Origin of the sequence: Porphyromonas cangingivalis, from assembly GCF_900638305.1 — a bacterium.
Lineage (GTDB): Bacteria > Bacteroidota > Bacteroidia > Bacteroidales > Porphyromonadaceae > Porphyromonas_A > Porphyromonas_A cangingivalis.
In genome coordinates this window covers 1,485,873-1,505,566 of sequence record NZ_LR134506.1, presented here as the reverse complement: position 1 = coordinate 1,505,566, position 19,694 = coordinate 1,485,873, and the positions used below count along the sequence as shown (strand labels likewise).

Annotated in this window: 19 protein-coding genes and 1 pseudogene; 13 read left to right on the top strand and 7 right to left on the bottom strand. The window is 50.6% G+C overall.

Annotation, left to right across the window (positions count from 1 at the left end):
• Positions 1-147 precede the first annotated feature (147 nt).
• Both EL262_RS06245 and EL262_RS06240 read right to left on the bottom strand, forming a co-directional pair.
• Complete coding sequence (locus tag EL262_RS06245; protein WP_025837455.1) at positions 148-810, bottom strand: potassium channel family protein; 663 nt, start codon at positions 808-810, stop codon at positions 148-150.
• Positions 811-1,063: 253 nt separating this feature from the next.
• Positions 1,064-1,375 (bottom strand): hypothetical protein, encoded by a 312-nt coding sequence (locus tag EL262_RS06240; RefSeq protein WP_025837458.1) that lies wholly within the window; start codon positions 1,373-1,375, stop codon positions 1,064-1,066.
• A 158-nt stretch (positions 1,376-1,533) separates the two neighbouring features.
• On the opposite strand from EL262_RS06240, the pseudogene EL262_RS10155 reads away from it, so the two are divergent.
• From EL262_RS10155 to EL262_RS06225, 3 genes and pseudogenes are all read left to right on the top strand, one after another.
• Positions 1,534-1,671: pseudogene (locus EL262_RS10155) on the top strand (helix-turn-helix domain-containing protein); the annotation flags it as partial.
• Positions 1,672-1,758: 87 nt separating this feature from the next.
• A complete protein-coding gene (locus EL262_RS06230; RefSeq protein WP_025837461.1) occupies positions 1,759-2,178 on the top strand; it encodes a VOC family protein in 420 nt (139 codons plus the stop codon).
• A 13-nt stretch (positions 2,179-2,191) separates the two neighbouring features.
• Positions 2,192-2,461 carry a helix-hairpin-helix domain-containing protein gene (locus EL262_RS06225; protein WP_025837463.1) on the top strand — a complete coding sequence of 90 codons (270 nt, stop codon included), beginning with the start codon at positions 2,192-2,194 and terminating at the stop codon, positions 2,459-2,461.
• A gap of 397 nt (positions 2,462-2,858) precedes the next feature.
• On the opposite strand, the gene EL262_RS06220 is transcribed toward EL262_RS06225, so the two are convergent.
• Positions 2,859-3,920: a PspC domain-containing protein gene (locus EL262_RS06220; RefSeq protein WP_025837465.1), complete on the bottom strand. Its 1,062-nt coding sequence runs from the start codon at positions 3,918-3,920 to the stop codon at positions 2,859-2,861.
• Positions 3,917-4,303 carry a PadR family transcriptional regulator gene (locus tag EL262_RS06215; RefSeq protein ID WP_025837467.1) on the bottom strand — a complete coding sequence of 129 codons (387 nt, stop codon included), beginning with the start codon at positions 4,301-4,303 and terminating at the stop codon, positions 3,917-3,919. The genes EL262_RS06220 and EL262_RS06215 overlap by 4 nt, the downstream gene beginning before the upstream one ends.
• 487 nt (positions 4,304-4,790) lie before the next feature.
• Here EL262_RS06215 and EL262_RS06210 point away from each other — a divergent pair, with 487 nt between their 5' ends.
• From EL262_RS06210 to EL262_RS06200, 3 genes are all read left to right on the top strand, one after another.
• Positions 4,791-6,050, top strand: a complete 1,260-nt coding sequence (locus EL262_RS06210; protein WP_036850594.1) for a phosphoglycerate kinase — start codon at positions 4,791-4,793, stop codon at positions 6,048-6,050.
• 132 nt (positions 6,051-6,182) lie between these two features.
• Positions 6,183-6,626 carry a flavodoxin family protein gene (locus EL262_RS06205; RefSeq protein ID WP_025837469.1) on the top strand — a complete coding sequence of 148 codons (444 nt, stop codon included), beginning with the start codon at positions 6,183-6,185 and terminating at the stop codon, positions 6,624-6,626.
• 66 nt (positions 6,627-6,692) lie between these two features.
• On the top strand, positions 6,693-8,156 hold the full coding sequence (locus EL262_RS06200; protein WP_025837470.1) for a catalase: 1,464 nt from the start codon (positions 6,693-6,695) through the stop codon (positions 8,154-8,156).
• 89 nt (positions 8,157-8,245) lie between these two features.
• Here the strand turns inward: EL262_RS06200 and glyA are convergent, their stop codons facing one another.
• The 3 genes from glyA to EL262_RS06185 all read right to left on the bottom strand — a co-directional run bounded on the left by glyA (position 8,246) and on the right by EL262_RS06185 (position 12,003).
• The gene (glyA, locus tag EL262_RS06195) at positions 8,246-9,526 is read right to left on the bottom strand and encodes a serine hydroxymethyltransferase (protein ID WP_025837471.1); all 1,281 of its coding nucleotides are present in this window, start codon (positions 9,524-9,526) and stop codon (positions 8,246-8,248) included.
• A gap of 362 nt (positions 9,527-9,888) precedes the next feature.
• Positions 9,889-10,782, bottom strand: coding sequence for an MlaD family protein (locus EL262_RS06190; protein WP_036850588.1), 894 nt, complete (start codon positions 10,780-10,782; stop codon positions 9,889-9,891).
• Positions 10,783-10,842: 60 nt separating this feature from the next.
• On the bottom strand, positions 10,843-12,003 hold the full coding sequence (locus EL262_RS06185; RefSeq protein ID WP_126464380.1) for an N-acetylmuramoyl-L-alanine amidase family protein: 1,161 nt from the start codon (positions 12,001-12,003) through the stop codon (positions 10,843-10,845).
• A gap of 203 nt (positions 12,004-12,206) precedes the next feature.
• On the opposite strand from EL262_RS06185, the gene EL262_RS06180 reads away from it, so the two are divergent.
• The 7 genes from EL262_RS06180 to EL262_RS06150 all read left to right on the top strand — a co-directional run bounded on the left by EL262_RS06180 (position 12,207) and on the right by EL262_RS06150 (position 19,692).
• Positions 12,207-12,890, top strand: coding sequence for a porin family protein (locus tag EL262_RS06180; protein WP_078735701.1), 684 nt, complete (start codon positions 12,207-12,209; stop codon positions 12,888-12,890).
• Between the two features lie 323 nt (positions 12,891-13,213).
• Complete coding sequence (locus EL262_RS06175) at positions 13,214-14,668, top strand: aminoacyl-histidine dipeptidase (protein WP_025837482.1); 1,455 nt, start codon at positions 13,214-13,216, stop codon at positions 14,666-14,668.
• A 34-nt stretch (positions 14,669-14,702) separates the two neighbouring features.
• Positions 14,703-15,422, top strand: a complete 720-nt coding sequence (recO, locus tag EL262_RS06170; protein ID WP_025837484.1) for a DNA repair protein RecO — start codon at positions 14,703-14,705, stop codon at positions 15,420-15,422.
• A gap of 299 nt (positions 15,423-15,721) precedes the next feature.
• Complete coding sequence (locus tag EL262_RS06165; protein ID WP_126464379.1) at positions 15,722-16,345, top strand: hypothetical protein; 624 nt, start codon at positions 15,722-15,724, stop codon at positions 16,343-16,345.
• Positions 16,346-16,357: 12 nt separating this feature from the next.
• Complete coding sequence (locus EL262_RS06160) at positions 16,358-17,107, top strand: MBL fold metallo-hydrolase (RefSeq protein WP_025837487.1); 750 nt, start codon at positions 16,358-16,360, stop codon at positions 17,105-17,107.
• 398 nt (positions 17,108-17,505) lie between these two features.
• Positions 17,506-18,894: a DUF6242 domain-containing protein gene (locus EL262_RS06155; RefSeq protein WP_078735702.1), complete on the top strand. Its 1,389-nt coding sequence runs from the start codon at positions 17,506-17,508 to the stop codon at positions 18,892-18,894.
• 15 nt (positions 18,895-18,909) lie between these two features.
• Positions 18,910-19,692, top strand: a complete 783-nt coding sequence (locus tag EL262_RS06150) for an isoprenyl transferase (protein ID WP_025837491.1) — start codon at positions 18,910-18,912, stop codon at positions 19,690-19,692.
• Positions 19,693-19,694 lie beyond the last annotated feature (2 nt).

The window sequence follows — 19,694 nt, the reverse complement described above, 5'->3', positions numbered from 1 at the left end:
CTTGTAGGAGGTATTGCTTAGCGGTTTGAGAGGTTGGGTAATGGGGGATAGAGCATAGGCTTACAGGTCGATAAGAAGTGATTAGGACTATTGTTGGCGTTTCACGATGTGTCACTGCCTTCAACCTCTCATCAATGGATGTGGCGTTTATTTGTTCCCCTCCTTGTTATTGTCCGACACAAATATCGAAGCGATGTAGGCAGTGAATGTGCCGAAGAGTCCGACTCCGGCAGTCATCAGGAACATTGCGATGATGCGCCCCTCTGTTGTCACGGGGAACTTGTCTCCATAGCCCACCGTGGTGATCGTCACGTAAGCCCACCAGATGGCATCTTCGGCCGTCTTGATGTTACTCTCGGGATCGGTCTCTACTTGGAGGATGGCGATCGACGAGAAGATGATGAGCAGGATGGCGAGGATCGTTGCGGAGGTGAACGCCCCTTGGGACTTGTTTTGGAAGATGTAGGTCACAAACTCTTTCGTTGTCCTGAAAGCTCTCAATATCCTTAGCAGTCGGATGAGTCTGAATACCCTGCCGAACCTCAAGAAGTCTATCATCGGTATGCTCGAAATCAAGTCGATCCATCCCCAGCGCATAAATTTCCACTTGTCCTTTGCGTGAGATAATCTGACGCAAAAGTCGAAAAAGAAGAAGATACAGATAGCGATGTCGATGTAGTTCAGCAGCCTCGATGTCTCCTCAGGCAGCTTGAATGTCGTGTCGATGATCAGTGCGCAAAGGACGTAGATCGACAGCACAAGGACTGCCGTGTTCAAGAACCCGAATTTATGTTTGCAATGCTCCTCCATTTTGATGTTGTTATGTTTTTCGGTCACCTCCCCCTCATCGGCAAGAGGGTAAAAATCCCTCGTCTATATAGTGCTCATGGCGGGTCTCAAATACACTGTTGCCACAGAGTGAGAGTTACGCCTGCAAAGGTATAACATTATCTCTCTTTTTAGAAAAAATCCGAACGAAGAAGCGGGGGAGATATAAGGAAGATCCCTTGGGGGCGACAAGAAGGCTTCCGAACGGAGAGGTCAGTGCTCTTTTTTATCCGTCTTATTCGGGCAGAAGTGGCATAAATAGTCTGAGCAATACGGTCAAAATCAGTAAGCCTATAAGAGCACGTTTTGTGGAAATGATATTGGGAGAAAGTATGCTTGCCGGTAGTGAAAGGCCGAATATGATGACAACCTCTATGAGATTGGACAAACTTTGGGCGCCTATCCCTATCCCCGTGAGCAGGAACCAGAGTGTGGAGGGGAGGACGATGATGGCTATTTTGGAGAGTATTGCTTTTATCATGATTTCGACGAGGAGACCTCGGATGGGCTTTGTGTTATAAGGTGATGCCTTGACAAATATAGGCATAAGAATTAGGCTTTTATGTCTTTTGGCTCCGAATAATGTATGAGTTTGGAGCAATGTTTTTGGGGATTTACAAGAAAACATCGTTCGTCCCCAATAGTCCCGATTGCTCTGCTTACATTCTCTCTTGTTGCGCAGAGAGAACTCTCGTGATATTTCTTGAAAGTATCTTTATCAGCCCTCGTACCTTGCAGGATTATCGAGACAAGGACATTATTCCCTACACCCAAATCGCTGGCAAAATACTCTATCGCCTCTCTGACATCAACCGATTACTGCAAGAGAACTATCGGGAATAAAGATTTCGCAAGAGGATGATCTCCCCTTTTTTCGTCTTTCTAATTGTAAATGAGTAACTTTGTGGCAAACCCTATAATGTATGACTTATGAGACAGAAATTCACTTTAATCACATTGGGAGTAACAGACTTTCAAAAGGCATTAGCTTTCTATGAGGGCTTGGGATGGAAGAAGTCGGAACAGAGTCAGGAAGCCTATGCCCTATTCCCTCTCGGTGGAATAGTTTTGGGACTGTATCCACTGCAGGAATTGGAAAAGGATACTACATTAAGTCATCAGCAGACATCCTTTTCGGGCATGACAATCAGCTATAATGCCATATCAGAGGAAGAAGTCGATACCGTGATGCAGGAAGCCGAACAGCTCGGGGCAACTATCGTGAAACCGGCACAGAAAGTATTTTGGGGCGGTTACAGCGGCTATTTCAGGGATTTGGACGGCTATGTGTTCGAGGTAGCCTACAATCCTTTTTGGCAGATTGACAACGAGGGAAACCTTGTTATATAGTTCGTCAGATGCGATGACCAAAGAGCAGGCCATTAAGGAACTAACGGTAATTCCCGGGATAGGAAAATCGCTTGCAACCGACTTGTGGAATATCGGAATATCCTCCATTGACGACTTGAAAGACAAAGACCCTGAAGTACTCTTTGCTTTGTCCAACGACTATGCCGGAGTGGTGCAAGACCGTTGCGTATTGTATGCTTTCAGATGTGCCGTTTACTTCGCACAAACACCGCCGGAGAATCGGGAAAAGGAAAAGTTGAACTGGTGGTTTTGGAAGGACTAATACATTGCTTAGATGTAAAACATTGTAATACAAAGCATAAGCATCGTAATAGCAGAAAGATGAGTTGCCGAATACTCTTCTGTTGGTTACCTTCTCCTACCTCTTCATTACCATTCGAGGAATGGACTAACGATTTGGTAATGGAACTTCTGGATAAATCCACACTTTCTGCACTTTAGCCCGCTGTGCAAACCTCTGTATGTGGCGCAAATCAGCTTCATTTCCATTTACTTACCTCTCCCGCTACCTAACCCCCCTTCCACTAATAGTTCCTAATCCTCGTAAAAAAACTCCGAGACGGTTATCCCAACCATCTCGGAGAAAAAAGTACAATGTTCTGACCTGACAACAGGTCTCTGTTAGAGAAATATTAATCTTAGTCCTATGTTTCTTTTGCTTATGACAAGACGTAGAAGAACAGCATGAACCATCCTATGATGAGGAGGATCTTGATGATGATGTGGAATGGAGTCTTGAGGATCACACCTATGGGCACGATCAAGATCGCCAGACCGAGTAAGAAGAACAGGATCCCACAGAGGATCATGAGCGGTATGATGACGATGCTCAAGAGCCCCAACCCTCCCGCAAACATGTAAGCGATGCTCTCTAAGATATGCTCGGGATCATCGATGCTGTAATAGCCTGCCCTGAAGCCTTCCACCAAGTCCGGCGAAATGAGATAGAGGAAGCCGAAGCATAGTGCAAGTGCGATGATGATCCCGAGGATCCCCCAAAGCCAGCTTGTCCAAGATCTTTTGGGCTTCTTCTCGGCTGTCGTCTCACTCTTTTCGTAGCCCAGATTGTACTTCGTGCGCACTTTAGAGAAGCCATCGGAGATCTTGTCGCCGAAGTCCTTGGACTCCTCCGAGATCTTTTTCCATATCGCATCGGGGGAGACGGCCTCGCCCTTCATCTCAAGTCGCTGATTGACGGTGATCGCAGGGTCGATAAAGATGGCGCAGGCGATGTAGAAGACGATCAAGAAGAGCGTGATCGGTGTGAAGAGCAGGAATATGAACACAAGTCTCAATACCCATACATCGATATTGACATATGCCGCAAGTCCTGACAGTACCCCTGCCACCCATTTGTTCGAGATGTCGCGGTAAAACTTCCTTTGGACCTTCTCACGCTCCGGCTCCGAGGTTGTCTCGGTATAGGTCGTTCCTGCAGTGCTCGAGGTCTCTTCGTCGGTGTCGATGAAGTCGCTCATGTCTCCCATGCGGTGGATGACCTCCGAAGTGATGTCTACGGTGATGACCTCATGACCGAGGCGTTTCTTTTCGGCAAAGAGTTCGCTGATGCGGTTTTCGATATCGTCGGTGATCTCTCCATCGGGATCGGTACGCTTGAAGTAGGCTCTCAACCCGTTGAGATATTGCTCAAGCATCATGTATGCGTCTTCTTCGATCTGGAAGACACGGTTGGCAAGATTTATCGTAATCGTTTTCTTCATAAAGCGATGATATTTTCAACATTATCGGTGGGTGTGTTTTCGTCTTGAGGGATACCTTGCATGAGGAGATCCACGGTGTTGCGTATCTCGTGCCATGCGGAGTGTAGTTCGGAGAGAAACTCCTCGCCCTTCTCCGTGATCTTGTAATACTTACGGGGTGGCCCCTGTGTGCTCTCCACCCATGTGTACGAGAGAAGTCCTGCCGTCTTGAGACGTGAGAGGAGGGGATAGAGCGTGCCTTCGACCACAATCAACTCATTTTGCTTGAGTGCGTTGATGATGTCGGTGCTGTACGCCTCTTTGCGGTGAAGGATCAGGAGTATGCAGTACTCCAAGATCCCCTTTCGCATCTGGGACTTCACTTTTTCTACTGCTTCATTCATTATCAGTCGTTTAGATGGTGTTTAGTATTCACTGTGATGTGTTGTTCAGTTCCTTACTTGCCACAAAGGTATATAATTTTTTGTACTTTGCAATACAAACTACATAAATTTTTAACTGAGCGTTGTTTTTCATGCCGATAGCTGTCGACAGAGGCAGTTCTCAGTTATGTCTATACGCCTTACCATGGGGTTCTCTGTTCCCGATGGGAGGCGAAGTGCGGATGACTTCCGGTGTGACAGGTCGGAGGTCGCTCGCAAAGTCGTTGGAGGGTCAAAATCAAGTTTAACGACTTTCGTGATCGAATCTAACGACTTTCGTCATCGAGTCTAACGACTTTTTTTGACCCCGGTGGACTTCTCTCGTAGGTGCGGATCGAGGGGCAGGCTTTTTCTCCCCCAAAAGTGGAGCAGGTCTCGAAAGTATTGGTTACATTTGTAGATAGCACTTTTCGTGATCATCAGAATAAAAACACAAAATATCCAGATTATGGCAAATATCGATAACTTCAATTTCAAAGGTCTACGCACCTTTGTCCGTGTGGACTTCAATGTCCCCCTCGATGACAAGTTCAACATCACCGACGACACCCGCATCCGTGCGGCTCTGCCCACGCTCCACAAGATCTTGGGCGATGGTGGCAGACTCATCCTCGGATCGCACCTCGGTCGTCCAAAGGGTGTGGAGGACAAGTATTCGCTCGCTCACATCAAGGATCAGATCTCCAAGGCTCTGGGCGTGGAGGTGAAGTTTGCGCCCGACTGTGTGGGTGAGGAGGCTGTCCGTATGGCTGCCGAGCTGAAGGATGGAGAGGCATTGTTGCTCGAAAATCTCCGCTTCTATGCCGAAGAGGAGGGCAAGCCTCGTGGTCTTGCCGAAGATGCGAGCGAGGAGGAGAAGGCTGCTGCAAAGAAGGCCGTGAAGGAGTCGCAGAAGGTCTTCACCAAGAAGCTCGCCGACCTTGCCGACGTGTATGTCAATGATGCTTTCGGTACAGCGCACCGTGCACACGCTTCGACAGCACTGATGGCGGATTATTTCGACAAGGATCACAAGATGTTCGGCTACCTCATGGGTAAGGAGGTCGAGGCGGTAAAGAAGGTGATGAGCGACATCCGACGCCCATTTACAGCGATCATGGGGGGCTCCAAGGTGTCGAGCAAGATCGACATCATCGAGAACCTCCTCACCAAGGTGGACAACCTCATCCTCACGGGCGGTATGACTTATACCTTCTCCAAAGCCCGTGGAGGCAAGATCGGTGTCTCCATCGTTGAGAACGACAAGCTCGATCTCGCTCTCGACATCATCAAGAAGGCTGAGGAGCGTGGCGTGAAGCTATACATCGCTGTGGACAGCAAGGTGGCGGATAAGTTCAGCAACGATGCGAATACACAGTTCGTGCCATCGAACGACATCCCCGACGGCTGGGAGGGTATGGACATCGGCCCCAAGACGATAGAGATGTTCAGCGAGGTGATCAAGGGCTCCAAGACGATCCTCTGGAACGGCCCTACGGGCGTGTTCGAGTTTGACAACTTCGGGCATGGCTCCGAAGCCGTGGGTAAGGCAATCGCCGAAGCGACAAAGGCGGGAGCGTTCTCCCTCGTCGGTGGCGGAGACTCCGTCGCTTGTGTCAACAAGTATCATCTTGCCGACAAGGTCTCCTATGTCTCCACCGGTGGCGGTGCCCTCCTCGAAGCGATCGAAGGCAAGGTGCTTCCGGGCATCGCTGCGATAGAGAAATGATTGTAACTCTATGAGAGTGAATGAGTGAAGACGTGGATATAGGCGTGTTCTATATCGATATAAAGATAGTCGATTGTCAGTGATGCGATCTTTCGGTACATTTGTAAAAAGCATACATAAATACAACAAAATATGAAGGCAACAATACTGTACCAGAGTAAGAAAGGACGCACGGCAGGATGGGCACGAGCAATGGCTATGTACTTGTGGAGCAAGGGTGTCAATGTGAGTTATGGACCGATCTCCGACTTCAAGGAAGAACAGCTCCGAGACTCCGATCTTTTGTTGCTTGGGAGCTGGACGACCGGCTGGTTCGTCGTCAATCAGAGCCCGAGCAAGGTATGGATCGAAGCCTCCAAGAAACTCCCTGCAACACTTCCTCCTCATCTTGTTCTTTTTGCGACTTATAAGGTGCGCACAGGGGCAATATTCAAAAGGATGAAAGGGTGTCTCAATCTGTCCGATGTAAAACAGGTAGATACAATGAAGTCCAAGACCGGTATCCTCTCCGACGAAGACAAGCAGAGGCTTGACGCCTACATTGAAAGGATCAAGGCTCTTCGTAACAGCTTGTGAAAGAGAGTTGGTCTGACGCCTTTTTGTGTCCGTACCTGATATTTTATTAACTTAATACTGAAAACGATGGAACAAAAGAACAAACTGACAACAGCTGCGGGTGCTCCCGTGGCTGACAACCAGAATGTCGCGACAGCCGGCAAGCGTGGCCCGATGTTGCTCCAAGACATCTGGTTCCTCGAAAAACTCGCCCACTTCGATCGCGAAGTTATCCCCGAACGCCGTATGCACGCCAAAGGATCGGGAGCGTTCGGTACTTTCACTGTCACTCACGACATCACAAAGTACACGAAGGCAGCCATATTCTCGGAGATAGGTAAGAAGACTGAACTTTTTGTCCGCTTCTCTACCGTAGCCGGTGAGCGTGGTGCTGCCGATGCCGAACGCGACATCCGTGGCTTTGCCATCAAGTTTTACACCGAGGAGGGCAACTGGGACTTGGTCGGAAATAACACTCCGGTGTTCTTCTTGAGAGACCCTCTCAAGTTCCCCGACCTCAACCACGCCGTCAAGCGTGATCCTCGCACCAACATGAGAAGTGCTCAGAACAACTGGGACTTCTGGACGCTCCTCCCCGAAGCTCTTCATCAGGTGACCATCACGATGAGTGATCGTGGTATCCCTGCGAGCTACCGTCATATGCACGGCTATGGTAGCCACACGTTCTCGTTCATCAATGCTGAGGGTGTGAGACACTGGGTGAAGTTCCACCTCCACACTCAACAAGGGATCAAGAACCTCACCGATGCTGAGGCAGAAGCCATCGTGGGCAAGGACCGTGAGAGTCATCAGAGAGACCTCTACGAAAGCATCGAGCGCGGCGACTTCCCTCGCTGGACACTCAAGATCCAGATCATGACCGAAGAGCAGGCTAAGCAGATGCCTTTCAACCCATTCGACTTGACGAAGGTGTGGTCACAGAAGGAGTTTCCGCTCATGGAAGTGGGTGTCATGGAGCTCAACCGCAATCCTGAAAACTACTTCGCAGATGTCGAGCAGGCTGCATTCAACCCTGCCAATGTCGTGCCCGGTATCAGCTTCTCACCCGACCGTATGCTTCAAGGACGTCTCTTCTCTTACGGAGACACCCAGCGTTACCGCCTCGGTGTGAACCACCACCAGATCCCTGTCAACAAGAGCCGTTGCCCATTCCTCAATATGTACCATCGTGATGGTGCTATGAGGGTCGATGGCAACTACGGTTCGCGCCTCGGTTATGAGCCCAACGGCTATGGTCACTGGCAAGATCAGAACGAGTACAAGGAACCACCTCTCGAGCTCGATGGAGCTGCTTATCAGTGGGACTTCAGAGAAGACGACAGTGACTACTATTCACAGGTCAAGGCCCTCTTCGACCTCATGTCGCCTGAGCAACAGCAAGTCCTCTTCGACAACACTGCTCGCTCGATGGGAGACATCCCCAAGGTGATCAAGCTACGTCACATCTCCAACTGTTACAAGGCAGATCCTGCTTATGGTAAGGGTGTGGCAGATGCCCTCGGCATCGACGTCAACGAAGCGTTGCAATAAGGCTTATACGCCTTCCGCCAATAAAAGAGCGGCTAAGTACCCCGATGGGTGCTTAGCCGCTCTTCTTTTTTATGTCCTTCGGTGAGGGATTACCACGCGAAGATAGGACGTTCGGACATCATCTCGTTGACCTCCTTGCGTACAGCTGTGATGACAGCTTCGTCTTCAGGAGCAGAGAGGACACGGTCGATGAGGGTGACGATGGCCTTCATTTCCGAAGGTTGTACACCTCTTGTAGAGATCGCCGGCGTACCTACACGGAAGCCCGAAGTCTGGAATGCCGAACGGGTGTCGAATGGCACCATGTTCTTGTTGATGGTGATGTCCGCACGTACGAGGCTGTTCTCAGCGACCTTACCTGTGAGTTCGGGGAACTTAGGACGGAGATCCACGAGCATACTGTGGTTGTCTGTACCATCGGAGATGATCTTATAACCAAGCTCGATGAACGCCTTCGCCATGGCCTGAGCATTGTCCTTGACAAGCTGTTGGTACACCTTGAATGATGGGTCAAGAGCTTCGCCGAAAGCGACAGCCTTGGCAGCGATCACGTGTTCAAGCGGACCACCCTGTACACCCGGGAAGACTGCAGAGTCGAGGAGCTGTCCCATGGTCTTGAGTACCCCCTTTGGTGTCTTGAGTCCCCAAGGGTTTTCGAAGTCCTTGCCGAGGAGGATGATACCACCACGAGGACCACGTAGAGTCTTGTGTGTGGTCGAAGTGACGATGTGAGCATACTTCACCGGGTTGTCGAGGAGACCTGCTGCCACGAGACCTGCAGGGTGAGCCATATCCACCATGAGGAGCGCACCGATCTTGTCTGCGATGTCACGCATGCGTTGGTATTCCCACTCACGAGAGTAAGCCGAACCACCTGCGATGATGAGTTTGGGCTTGTGTTCGAGTGCAAGGCGTTCCATCTCATCGTAGTCTACACGACCTGTATCTTCCTTGACATTGTATGCGATGGGGTTGTACAAGATGCCCGAGCTGTTGACAGCCGAACCGTGAGAGAGGTGACCACCATGAGCGAGGTTGAGACCGAGGAATGTGTCGCCGGGCTTGAGTACTGTGAGTAGTACCGCCATGTTTGCCTGAGCACCTGAGTGAGGCTGTACGTTGGCCCACTCTGCACCATAAAGTTGCTTGATACGATCGATCGCAAGCTGTTCGGCTTGGTCTACGACTTCGCAACCACCGTAATATCTGCGTCCGGGATAACCCTCGGCGTACTTGTTGGTAAAGCAGCTGCCCATGGCTTCCATGACTTGATCACTGACAAAGTTTTCCGAAGCGATGAGCTCGATCCCTTTGCGTTGTCTCTCGTGCTCCTCTTGGATGAGGGCAAAGATTCTTTCGTCTCTTTTCATAACGATCTTGAGGACTTTTTTTGTTTGTTATTTTGGATTGTAATGAATTTCCTACGTCTCACAAATATAGTTATAAATCGTATAACACCAACGACCGCTCTGCCCTTTTCGCTCCTATTCCCGGACTCTCTTGTCATGGAGATACCGCCTTGGGTGTGGTGATCGCAATAAAAGTGCAACAGAATCCATCCTGCCCCACGACAGACGGTGTGCTGTCCCTTGCCGGAAGATATTCTGTCACCGGACAGAATGTGCCATGATCCGACCTCCTGCAACGAGCAATGTGAAAGCCTGAAACAACAATCCCCCAAGAAGACCATTGAGCCTCTTGGGGGATTGTTGTCGTTGCCTATCTCTCAGGATCAGAAGATCGAGAAGTGTACGTATCGTTTAGGATTTTTCTTCAAGTCCATGAGCAGTGTGTCTGCCGAACGTGTCGTCTTGTAGATGCTCTCGAAGAGGGCTTTGTCGTTGAGCAGAAGTCCGAGGGTGTTGTCCTTGGAGTTGAGACGCTTCGTCATGCCTTCGGTGTCGGAGAGGACGCGGTTGAGTCTCATGACAGTGCTGTCGAGAGCCATATTGTTGACCTTTGTGGAGATGGAGCTGAAGTTCTTGCTCATCACCTCGACTTCATTCATGATCCCGGGCACCTTGGTGGTCATCATGTTGCGAAGGGTGCGGGTGGACGCGCTGAGGTTTTCGGAAGCCTCTGCGATCTCTCTGAATGCGGTATGGATATGGGGATTGTTGATGACCTTGTCGAAGTTGTAGAGCATCGTGTCCATTTTGCTGAGCAGACCTGCGATGGCAGGCAGAAGGTCGTCAGAGACCTGAGACATGAGGTCTCCACTCGAAAAGGCCATGAGAGAGTCCCCGGGGGTGTGGAAGGCGGTGTAGGTCTTTGGCTTGGCGATCGAGAGCTCTGCTCCGCTTAGGGGGTTGCCCTTGATGATGACCTTACTGCCCTTGGGTATCTTGATGTTTTTGTCCAAGGCGAGCTCCGCTGTGACACCCTTGAGGTGCTCGTAGTCGAAGTGCAGACTGCGTACAAGACCGACACGGTAGCCATCCATGGATACGGGTGTGGACTTGGTCACATCCTTCAGATGCTCGAAGGTGACATAATAGACATTGGTGCGCTCGAAGATGTTGGTCCCTTTCAAGAAGTTGAACCCAAAGTAAAACATCAACAGCGCCATCAGGGCCGTGAGGCCTATGGAAAAGAGCTTTTTTCTCTTAGCGTTAGTGGTCGGCATATCCTAAAATCCTATTGTAAATAAGTGTATTATCTGTTTTTATGTGTCACAAAGATACAACTATGCTTTCTTTCCGTCGATAAATTTTACAACAAAACAACCCTTGTACTTCTTATTCAACTCTTTTTGGAGCTTCTGCGCCTCTTTCAGTGTCCCCACATCGTAGAGCGTGTACTTGTGCATCTTACCCTCCTTGAAGTGGTTGAGATGCTTTTGGTACCCCTTGAAAGTCTTTGCTGTGTTTTTTACAGGTTTGTCACTGGCATAGACCTGCACCCGATAGGTGACCTTGCCTTTTGTCTCGACGGCTGTCGGGGTAGGAGGGGTGGGTGTTTCGATCTCGTTCGTCTCGACAGGAGTCGGTGCTTCTTCCACTACCGTGGGGGGCTCTTCTACTGAGGTAGGACGCGTCTGACGAGCCCCGGCCGAACCATCTCTGGAGCAGATCTTCTCCGCATACGCCACAATGGCTCCGGCGATGCTGCGCCCCATCTCATCTACCCCCTTGGCAGACCCCATGTAGGCTTCGTCCGAAGGGTTGGTCACGAACCCCAGCTCGATGAGGATACTCGGCATGGAAGTCCGGCGGAGTACGAGAAATCCGGCTTGCCTCACACCCCGATTGTGAAACCCTCTGCCCACAAGCCCCTTGTGTACACGCTGTGCGAGGTCGAGGCTGCTTTCGAGGTGCTTGTTTTGCATGAATTCGAAGATGATGTAGGACTCGGTCGAGTTCGGGTCGAAGCCCTCATACTTCTGTGTATAGTTGTCCTCCTTGAGGATCGCGGCATTCTCCTTCATTGCCACGGCGAGGTTTTCGGCTGTGCGAGCGAGACCGAGGACATAGGTCTCTGTGCCTTTGGCTTTGGGGTTTTTGAGTCCTGCCGAATTGGCATGGATGGAGACGAAGAGATCGGCCTTCTTGTTGTTTGCGAAGTCCGCACGCTCATTGAGTCCGATGAAGACATCTTTGCGACGTGTGTAGTGGACGATGATACTCGGATCCAAAGACTTGATGTACTCTCCTACCTTGAGGGCGACATTGAGGGTCACCGTCTTTTCATAGATCTTTCGTCCCAGTGCGCCACTGTCATGCCCGCCGTGTCCGGGGTCGATGACAACGACAAAACGCCCCTTGGCATCTCTCCCAAAGGCATCTCCGTCCAAAGCGAGCAGGGAGCACATCAGCCCCAACAACAAAATCCTGACGATCGTCCGCATCTTATCTCAATTCCAAAGTGTTAATCATCCAAAAATACCACTTTTTTCTCACTCTTCAATTTTTTGTTGTACAATCTCTCCTCCGATGCCGACATTTCTTTTGCTATAAAACGTTCGGAGGGTAGGAGATGTCGTCGTGTGATATTGAAAAAATGCGTATCATTGCACCTTGAATTCAAATCCGAACAAAAAGTTTACCGACTATGAGACAGATTATAATGACGGTCGTGCTCGTCGCCATGGCATGCGGTACGGCTTTCGGACAGTGGCGCAAGGGTGTGCATCTGGGTGTGGGTCATTCGGATACGTCTACGGAGATAAAGCACAAGGGGGCGGTGTCCCTGACCGCCGGGGTGTTGGTTGAGTATCAGTTTCACACCGGTATCGTCCTGCATGGCGAACTGAACTATGTCAACAAAGGGCTTTCGATCCAAAATCGTAGAGAAAACACCGTATACAGAGGGCTCGAATCGTACGACTTTCGGCTCTATTATCTCGAACTCCCGCTCTCTGTCGGCTATGCCTTCGAGATGACGGATGGCGTGAGAGTCACTCCGAGGATCGGTATGTACGTGGGCTATGCCCTCGGTGGAGCCGGTCAGGCTATTCCTCAGAATCTCCTGCCGGACTACGCTCCGGGCTCGGGTGGCAATAGACCCAACTTCGGCCTTCAGGATGCTCTCCTTCAGAGGCATCCGTACGTCTTCGGCTCGTCTCCCCGCCAAGATATAGGTGGTGTGGCTGGTATAGATGGCGACATCTCCAAGCGTCTGCGACTCTCATTCGATGTGGGTCACAGTCTCTTTTATCCCTTGAGCAGTTACTTCGAAAAGAACGATAAGTTCTATTTCCGCAACATCACTTTTTCCCTTGCCTATCTGTTCTGACGGACAGATAGCGTGAGTAGGCGATCGCCTTACCTGTATGGATAAAAAAGCTCATCCCCCACCGTGACACTCCTTGGTGCACGGTAGGGGATGAGTCATTTATGGGTGGAAGGACGGTGAGGGGTTACTTCATCTTTGACCATCCTTTTTTTTACCTCCTTCGGTAAGCCTGCCGATCGGGGACGATGTGCAAGGCAAAAATATTCGGTGCGGATGAGGGCGAATAATAAGAAAATAAGTATCTTAGCGGAAGATAGGGCTTCGAATATGTAAGTCCTTGTCTCAATGACATCCACAAACAAATATTTAACGAACAAAAAACCATGTCACAAGCAATCAAAGATCTAAATCCTAAGTCCGTATGGAGCTACTTCTATGACCTTACACAGATACCTCGTCCTACAGGTCAGGTCAAGGAAGTATGCGCTTATGTCGAACGTGTAGGTAAGGAACTCGGACTCGAGACCTTGACGGACGAAGTCGGTAATGTCCTCATCCGCAAGCCTGCCACTCCGGGCATGGAGGGTCGTAAGATCGTCACCCTGCAATCACACTTGGATATGGTCCCTCAAAAGAATAGCCATGTCACTCATGACTTCTCCAAAGATCCCATACAGCCTTGGATCGATGGCGACTGGGTGAAGGCAAAGGAAACAACCCTCGGTGCAGACAATGGTATCGGTGCTGCCATGGCACTTGCTGTGATGGCAGATAAGAGCCTCGTGCACGGTCCGCTCGAAGCACTCTTTACCATCGACGAGGAAGTCGGTATGGTCGGAGCTTTCGGTCTCAAACCGGGTTTCTCCAAGGGTGACATCCTCCTCAATCTCGACTCCGAAGAGGAGGGCGAACTATTCATCGGCTGTGCCGGTGGTGTGGACATCAATGTCTCTCTCGGCTATAAGGATGAAGAGCCTGCTCCTGAAGGCGATGTGGCTGTCCTGCTCAAGCTCTCGGGGCTCAAGGGTGGTCACTCCGGTGTAGACATCCACTTGGGCAGAGGGAATGCGAATAAGATGATGTTCAGATTTTTGAAGAAAGCTGTCGAAGAACTCTCTATCTGTGTCGCTTGGGCTGAGGGTGGCTCGCTCCGCAATGCCATCCCTCGTGAGGCGACAGCACTCATCACTGTTCAGAAGGAGAATGCAAGTGCACTCTGGGAGATGGTCAGCGACTTCGAAGATCTCTACAATAAAGAATATGCCGGCATAGAGGAAGGTATCAAGTTCGTTGCCGAAGAGCACGAGATGCCTAAGACGATCGTCCCCGATGCCATCAGCAACAATGTCATCCATGCCATCGAGGCTTGTCAGAACGGTGTCATCACCTATCTGTCTGACTTCCCCGGTACGGTCGAGGCGTCTTCGAGCCTTGCATTCGTGAAGCTCAGAGATGGTGCTCTCGAGGTGAAGTTCCTCACTCGTAGTTCGTCCGAGACACGTAAGTACATGGTGGCTTCGTCCATCGAGAGTGCTTTTGCCCTCATCGGTGCGAAGGTGGACTTCGATGCGCCATACAATGGCTGGCAACCCAACGCACACTCATACATCCTCGAGGTGATGTGCGATACTTACGAAAAACTTTACAAGGTGCGTCCTGCCGTCAAAGTCATGCATGCCGGTCTGGAGTGCGGTATCATTCAAGGTGTGATGCCCGACATGGAGATGATCTCCTTCGGTCCTACCATCGCACACCCACACTCCCCCGACGAAAAGGTCAACATCCCTACTGTTGCAAAGACTTGGGATCTCCTCGTGGCTGTCCTTGCAGCGGTCTGATCTCTCAAGCGACGCTCAAACGCTACTTGTTGCTATGCTGACGGATACCTCTGCCGTGGTTCTTAAAGCGGTGCGCTACTCAGACACCAACTGCATAGTACATACTTATACGGAGCGGTTTGGCTCCACATCTTACTTGGTCTCTCGATCCTCCGGACGTAAATCCGGAGGGTTGAGAGCTCTTTTTTTGCCCCTCAGTGTGGTGCAGATCACGACGGATCACCGTCCCAATAAGGACATCCAGCGCATACGTGAAGCCTCCATACTGCATACGCCGATGCGCCCATCCGTCGATCCCATTGCGAATGCCATAGCCCTCTTCGTGGCCGAACTCCTGGATCGCATCCTGCGCTCGAGCGACTGCGATCCACAGCTTTTTGCCTTTGTCACCGACGAGATCCGCCGGATGGAAGATGTCGATGCCCGGTCGATGGCTTCCTTTCATCTGTATTTCTTGGGTGCGTTGAGCTGGAGGCTTGGGATCATGCCCGATGTCGAGGGTTATCGGAGGGGAGATGTCCTCTGCTGCGAAGAGGGGAGGTTCAGACCTGCCGTCGGACGTCATGAGACCGAACGCTCCGAGGTGTCGTACCTCCTGCACAAGATGCTTACCATGCCCCGTCAAGAGGGACTTGTCATCGATCGCAACGGACGCAACAAACTCCTTGCTCTCCTTCTTCAGTATTTCGATCACCACTTCCCCGGGGTGTCACAGCTCAAATCTCCTCGCATACTGCAAGAACTTTTTACCTGACCTGCGTCTGTGAGAGTGACAGACTCGAAGGGAAAGGATTGTGCTGTAGGGAATGAGCTCTGATCATCAGTGATTTACACTCTCCTTGGTGCTGTTTGTCCTGCTTTCAAGGTGTGACCTGAATCTGTCATCCTCGCCGTGGGGCACGCAGTCCGTGAAAAAGTCATATAACTTGATAACGAAGGTTGCCTGATTTGATGAAACGAGTTATTAAGCGTAATTTTGGCGGTTGTATGACTCAGGTTCGAGGATTGTCCTCGGACTGACACACCGAACAAACCGTTAGACCACACTCACGCATGACTACAATGATTCCCGAAAAAGACCTGAATACCAACGCAATCACCGATGAGGAATACACCCTCCATACCCTCATCCTCAATGCCAAACTCGATGATGAGACCCGTGCCGCTGTGGAGGATGTCATCGACATGATGCTCGAGGAGGAGCGTCTCGGATTTGTCGGGGACAGCGGGACTTATACCCTTGCCAAGGATGGTTCGGTGGAGACGTGCAGTATAGACATTGCACTATTTGCCAAGGAGAAGAAAGCTCCCGAGCGATTGTTGAAGTACGTTGCCGAGCAACTCATCCTCCCCAAGGGCTCAAAGATCGTCCACCACGGTGCGACCCCCGATGCCGATAAAGTCATCGAAATCGGTGAGGCCGAAGGGCTTGAGATCGCGCTTAATGCGGTGGATCTGCCCCAAGAGGTGTACAAGAGCTCGGACATTACGAAGGTCGCTGAGGCTCTCGAAAAGGCCATGAACGGCAAAGGCTTCTACTACGGCTTTTACAACGGTGAGTACTACACCTCGCTGTACTTCTATGGTGACTCCTACGAAGCGATGAAAGCAGCCATCCGACTTGTCGTGGAGAAGACCCCCTTGTGTCAGAAGTGCATCATCAACCGTATAGCTTGAGCCGAAAGAGATATGACACTTACATTCTTGGGGCACAGCACCTACCTTGTAGATACAGGGGAGAGCTATCTCCTCTTTGACTACTACAAAGACTTCGCAGGCTGTCCGCCGGTCGCCTCCCTGCTGGAGAGGGACGGTGATCCGCTCTATATCGTATGTACCCATTCGCATGGCGATCACTACTCGCACAAGGTCTTCGACCTCCCCATACGTGGGCGTAGGGTGAAGTATATATTCCACACCGAGGTTGCTTCGGTCGTCCCCGACGAACACCTTGAAGATGTCCTCTTCGTGAGTACTGCCGAGCACTTCGAAATCGATGAGCGAGTGAGCGGTCGGGCTTACGGATCCACCGATATCGGAGGGTCGTTTTATGTCGAAGTCAAAGATCCTTCGGCACCTCGTCCCGTCAAACTCTTCCATGCCGGCGATCTCAACAACTGGCACTGGAACGAAGAGGCCGATGCTCACTATATCGGTCTGTATGAAGGTGCTTATGCCGATGAGCTCAAGCTTTTCGGAGAGTTCCCGATAGCTCCCGACCTTGTGATGTTCCCGACAGACTACCGTCTCGGGAAAGATTATCTCAAAGGCTTGAGCCAATTTTTGGAGATCACCTCATGTCGTTATGTCGCTCCCATGCATCTCAATGGTTCGCCACGAGAAGATGAGCGACTCGACGCCCTTTGCGATCGACATGGGATAACCCTCCTCTTCCCCTTCCGAGAGGGTATCAAGTATTCATTTACCGCTGAAGTTTAGCCGTCCTGCTCGCTTCTTTGAAAAAAATGACAACGTCTCCGATAGATGCGAACTGCCTATCGGGGACTTTGTTGTTTGTGTCAGGCTGTAGATGCTTCATGGGCAGCCTTCTTGTAATGATGTGGGGAAATGTGTCGATCTATCCAAAATGATGTGATAGGTCAGATGTTTTTTTGGGGGGGGACCCACGACTGCCGATGTCAGGGTGGGGACTTTTGGGCCGTTTCGAGGAGGTATATAGGGCTCTGAGTAAGGCTGAAAAGGGATTTGAGGGGTGGTTTTTACTTGTTTTGTAAATTCAAAAAAGAACAAAAAAGTGTTTTTGTTTGGTAGACCGGCCGATAAGCGGTGAAAAAAGTGTACATTTGTGATATTGTAGTGTAATTTGGACGTAATGTATGATAAAGAATAAACTATATACACTCTTGGCGTCGGCCATCGGCTTTGTCACCCTTTTTACTTCTTGTAATGAGAATCGTGGTTCGATATCCGCGCCTCCTTCTTTGACGGACTTTCATACCCCCGGATTGGTATCGATCAGGTTTCCCAAGGGTTCAAAGTTGCCCACAGAGACCTACAACATCGACAACATCAGGAAGCTCATATACAACGAGAGACCTTATCCATATCAATCGAAATTCGACTCTGCGTACCTCAACATGGCAGTCTCTACCGAGAGTAAGGTGAGGATCACCAATGAGCTCACGAAGAAGTCGATAGACTGGTCTGTGCGTGACACCGGTAAGATAGATGTGTCTGGAGGTAAACTACTTGTCGAGGTCTCACGCAAGGGCTACAATCCGATTGTGTACAAGATGCGTCTTCAGATCTATGGTTACAATCCTGACAAGCTGACTTGGAAGAAGGTCGCTTCGGGGCTTCCGATAGCCAGTGAGGATGGCCATATCTTCTCGATCGAAGGGGAAAAGTGCTGGATGACACGACTTGGCAAGAAGGTAAATCTCTATCAGGTGAAAGACCTCGACAAGGGGGAATTTTTGCTCATGAGGGGTGTCTATCCCGAGGGTTTGCGCCCAAAGACTCTCGTCAAGGACAAGCAGGGTAAGTTTTGGGCTCTCGACGATGAGGGCTTTCTACATCATGCAGAGAGCAGCATAGCCAATTGGGCGAAGATCGAGACCGGCTCTGTCCGTCTCACAGGTCTTCTTTATGATATTTCGACCGAAGATGATATGAGGACTGTCCTTGCAGCCATCGGGCATTCGCTTGATACGCCTGATGTGTATCATACATACAAGGTCTCTCGGGGTAAGGTCGAAGCAATCAGCGAGCTTGATCCTCCCATGCCTGTGCGCAACTCATACATATATCTATATGAGACGGCAGGACAGACCAATGCAAACATCATCGGTGGTGTGAATAAGCTCGGGAATGCCGTGAATGCCAATTATTTTACTTCCGATGGTTTGAGATGGGGCAAGATGCCTTACTCGGGCAAGGGATTCAGTACACCTATGGAAGGTGCACTCTACTTGAGGCAGGGTAACAGCATCTTCATCGTAGGTGGTAAGTACGACAAGGTCGGTGTCCAAAGCAAGATGTACAAGAGTTTGGACAGAGGTCTCACATGGGTAGAACTCTCGAAGGAGCAAGACCCCGGGCAGGAGTTCAAGCCTCGTGTAGGGGTGTCGGGTATCCTTGAAGGGACTGAGAAAGCTCCTAAGTTTTACCTCCTCGGTGGGGTCGTGGACGGAGTGCCTACGAAGGATCTCTGGCAAGGATTTTTGGATACCACGGGTGGTATCATCAACTCGATCACAGAATAACCGCCGAGAATGCCTATGTCTCAGATTGCCGATGCATCCCTCAGCCTCGTGCCTCGTCACGTGGCGATCATCATGGACGGAAACGGTCGTTGGGCTCAATCGAAGTCCAAAGAGCGTGCCTATGGCCATATCCATGGCATCGAGCCCGTGCGCAAGGTCATCAAGACCGCTGTGCGAGAGGGGATAGAGGTATTGACTCTGTACACCTTCTCGGAAGAGAACTGGCACAGACCCCAGGAGGAGGTCGACGCACTCATGTCACTCCTTATCACTTCGATCAAAAATGAAGTCGAGGAGCTCTCTGCCAATGGTGTACGCTTGCAAGCGATAGGAGCCTTGGACAAACTGCCCCCACTTGCACTCGGTACGCTCCGAGAGGCGATAGACGCGACGAAGCACAACACGAAACTTACTGTCGTGCTGGCACTGAGTTATTCGAGCCGCACGGAGATCACTTCGGCTGTGCAGAGCATCACAAAGGCAGTGGTTGATGGGACTTTGGCCATCGATGATATAGATGAGACCCTCATCTCTTCGCATCTGTACACGGCTCATCTGCCTCCTCCTGACCTGCTCATCCGCACAGGTGGAGAGTGTCGCATCAGCAACTTCCTTCTTTGGCAGATCGCATACACGGAGTTGTATTTCTGTGATGTGTTTTGGCCGGACTTTGGGGAGACCGAGTTTTTGGAGGCTTTGGAGGATTATGGACACAGGCAGCGTCGATTTGGCAAGACAGGCGAGCAAGTCATGGCTTCTGCAGACTATTGCGGAGAGGAGTGTTCGGACAAAAGATAAGA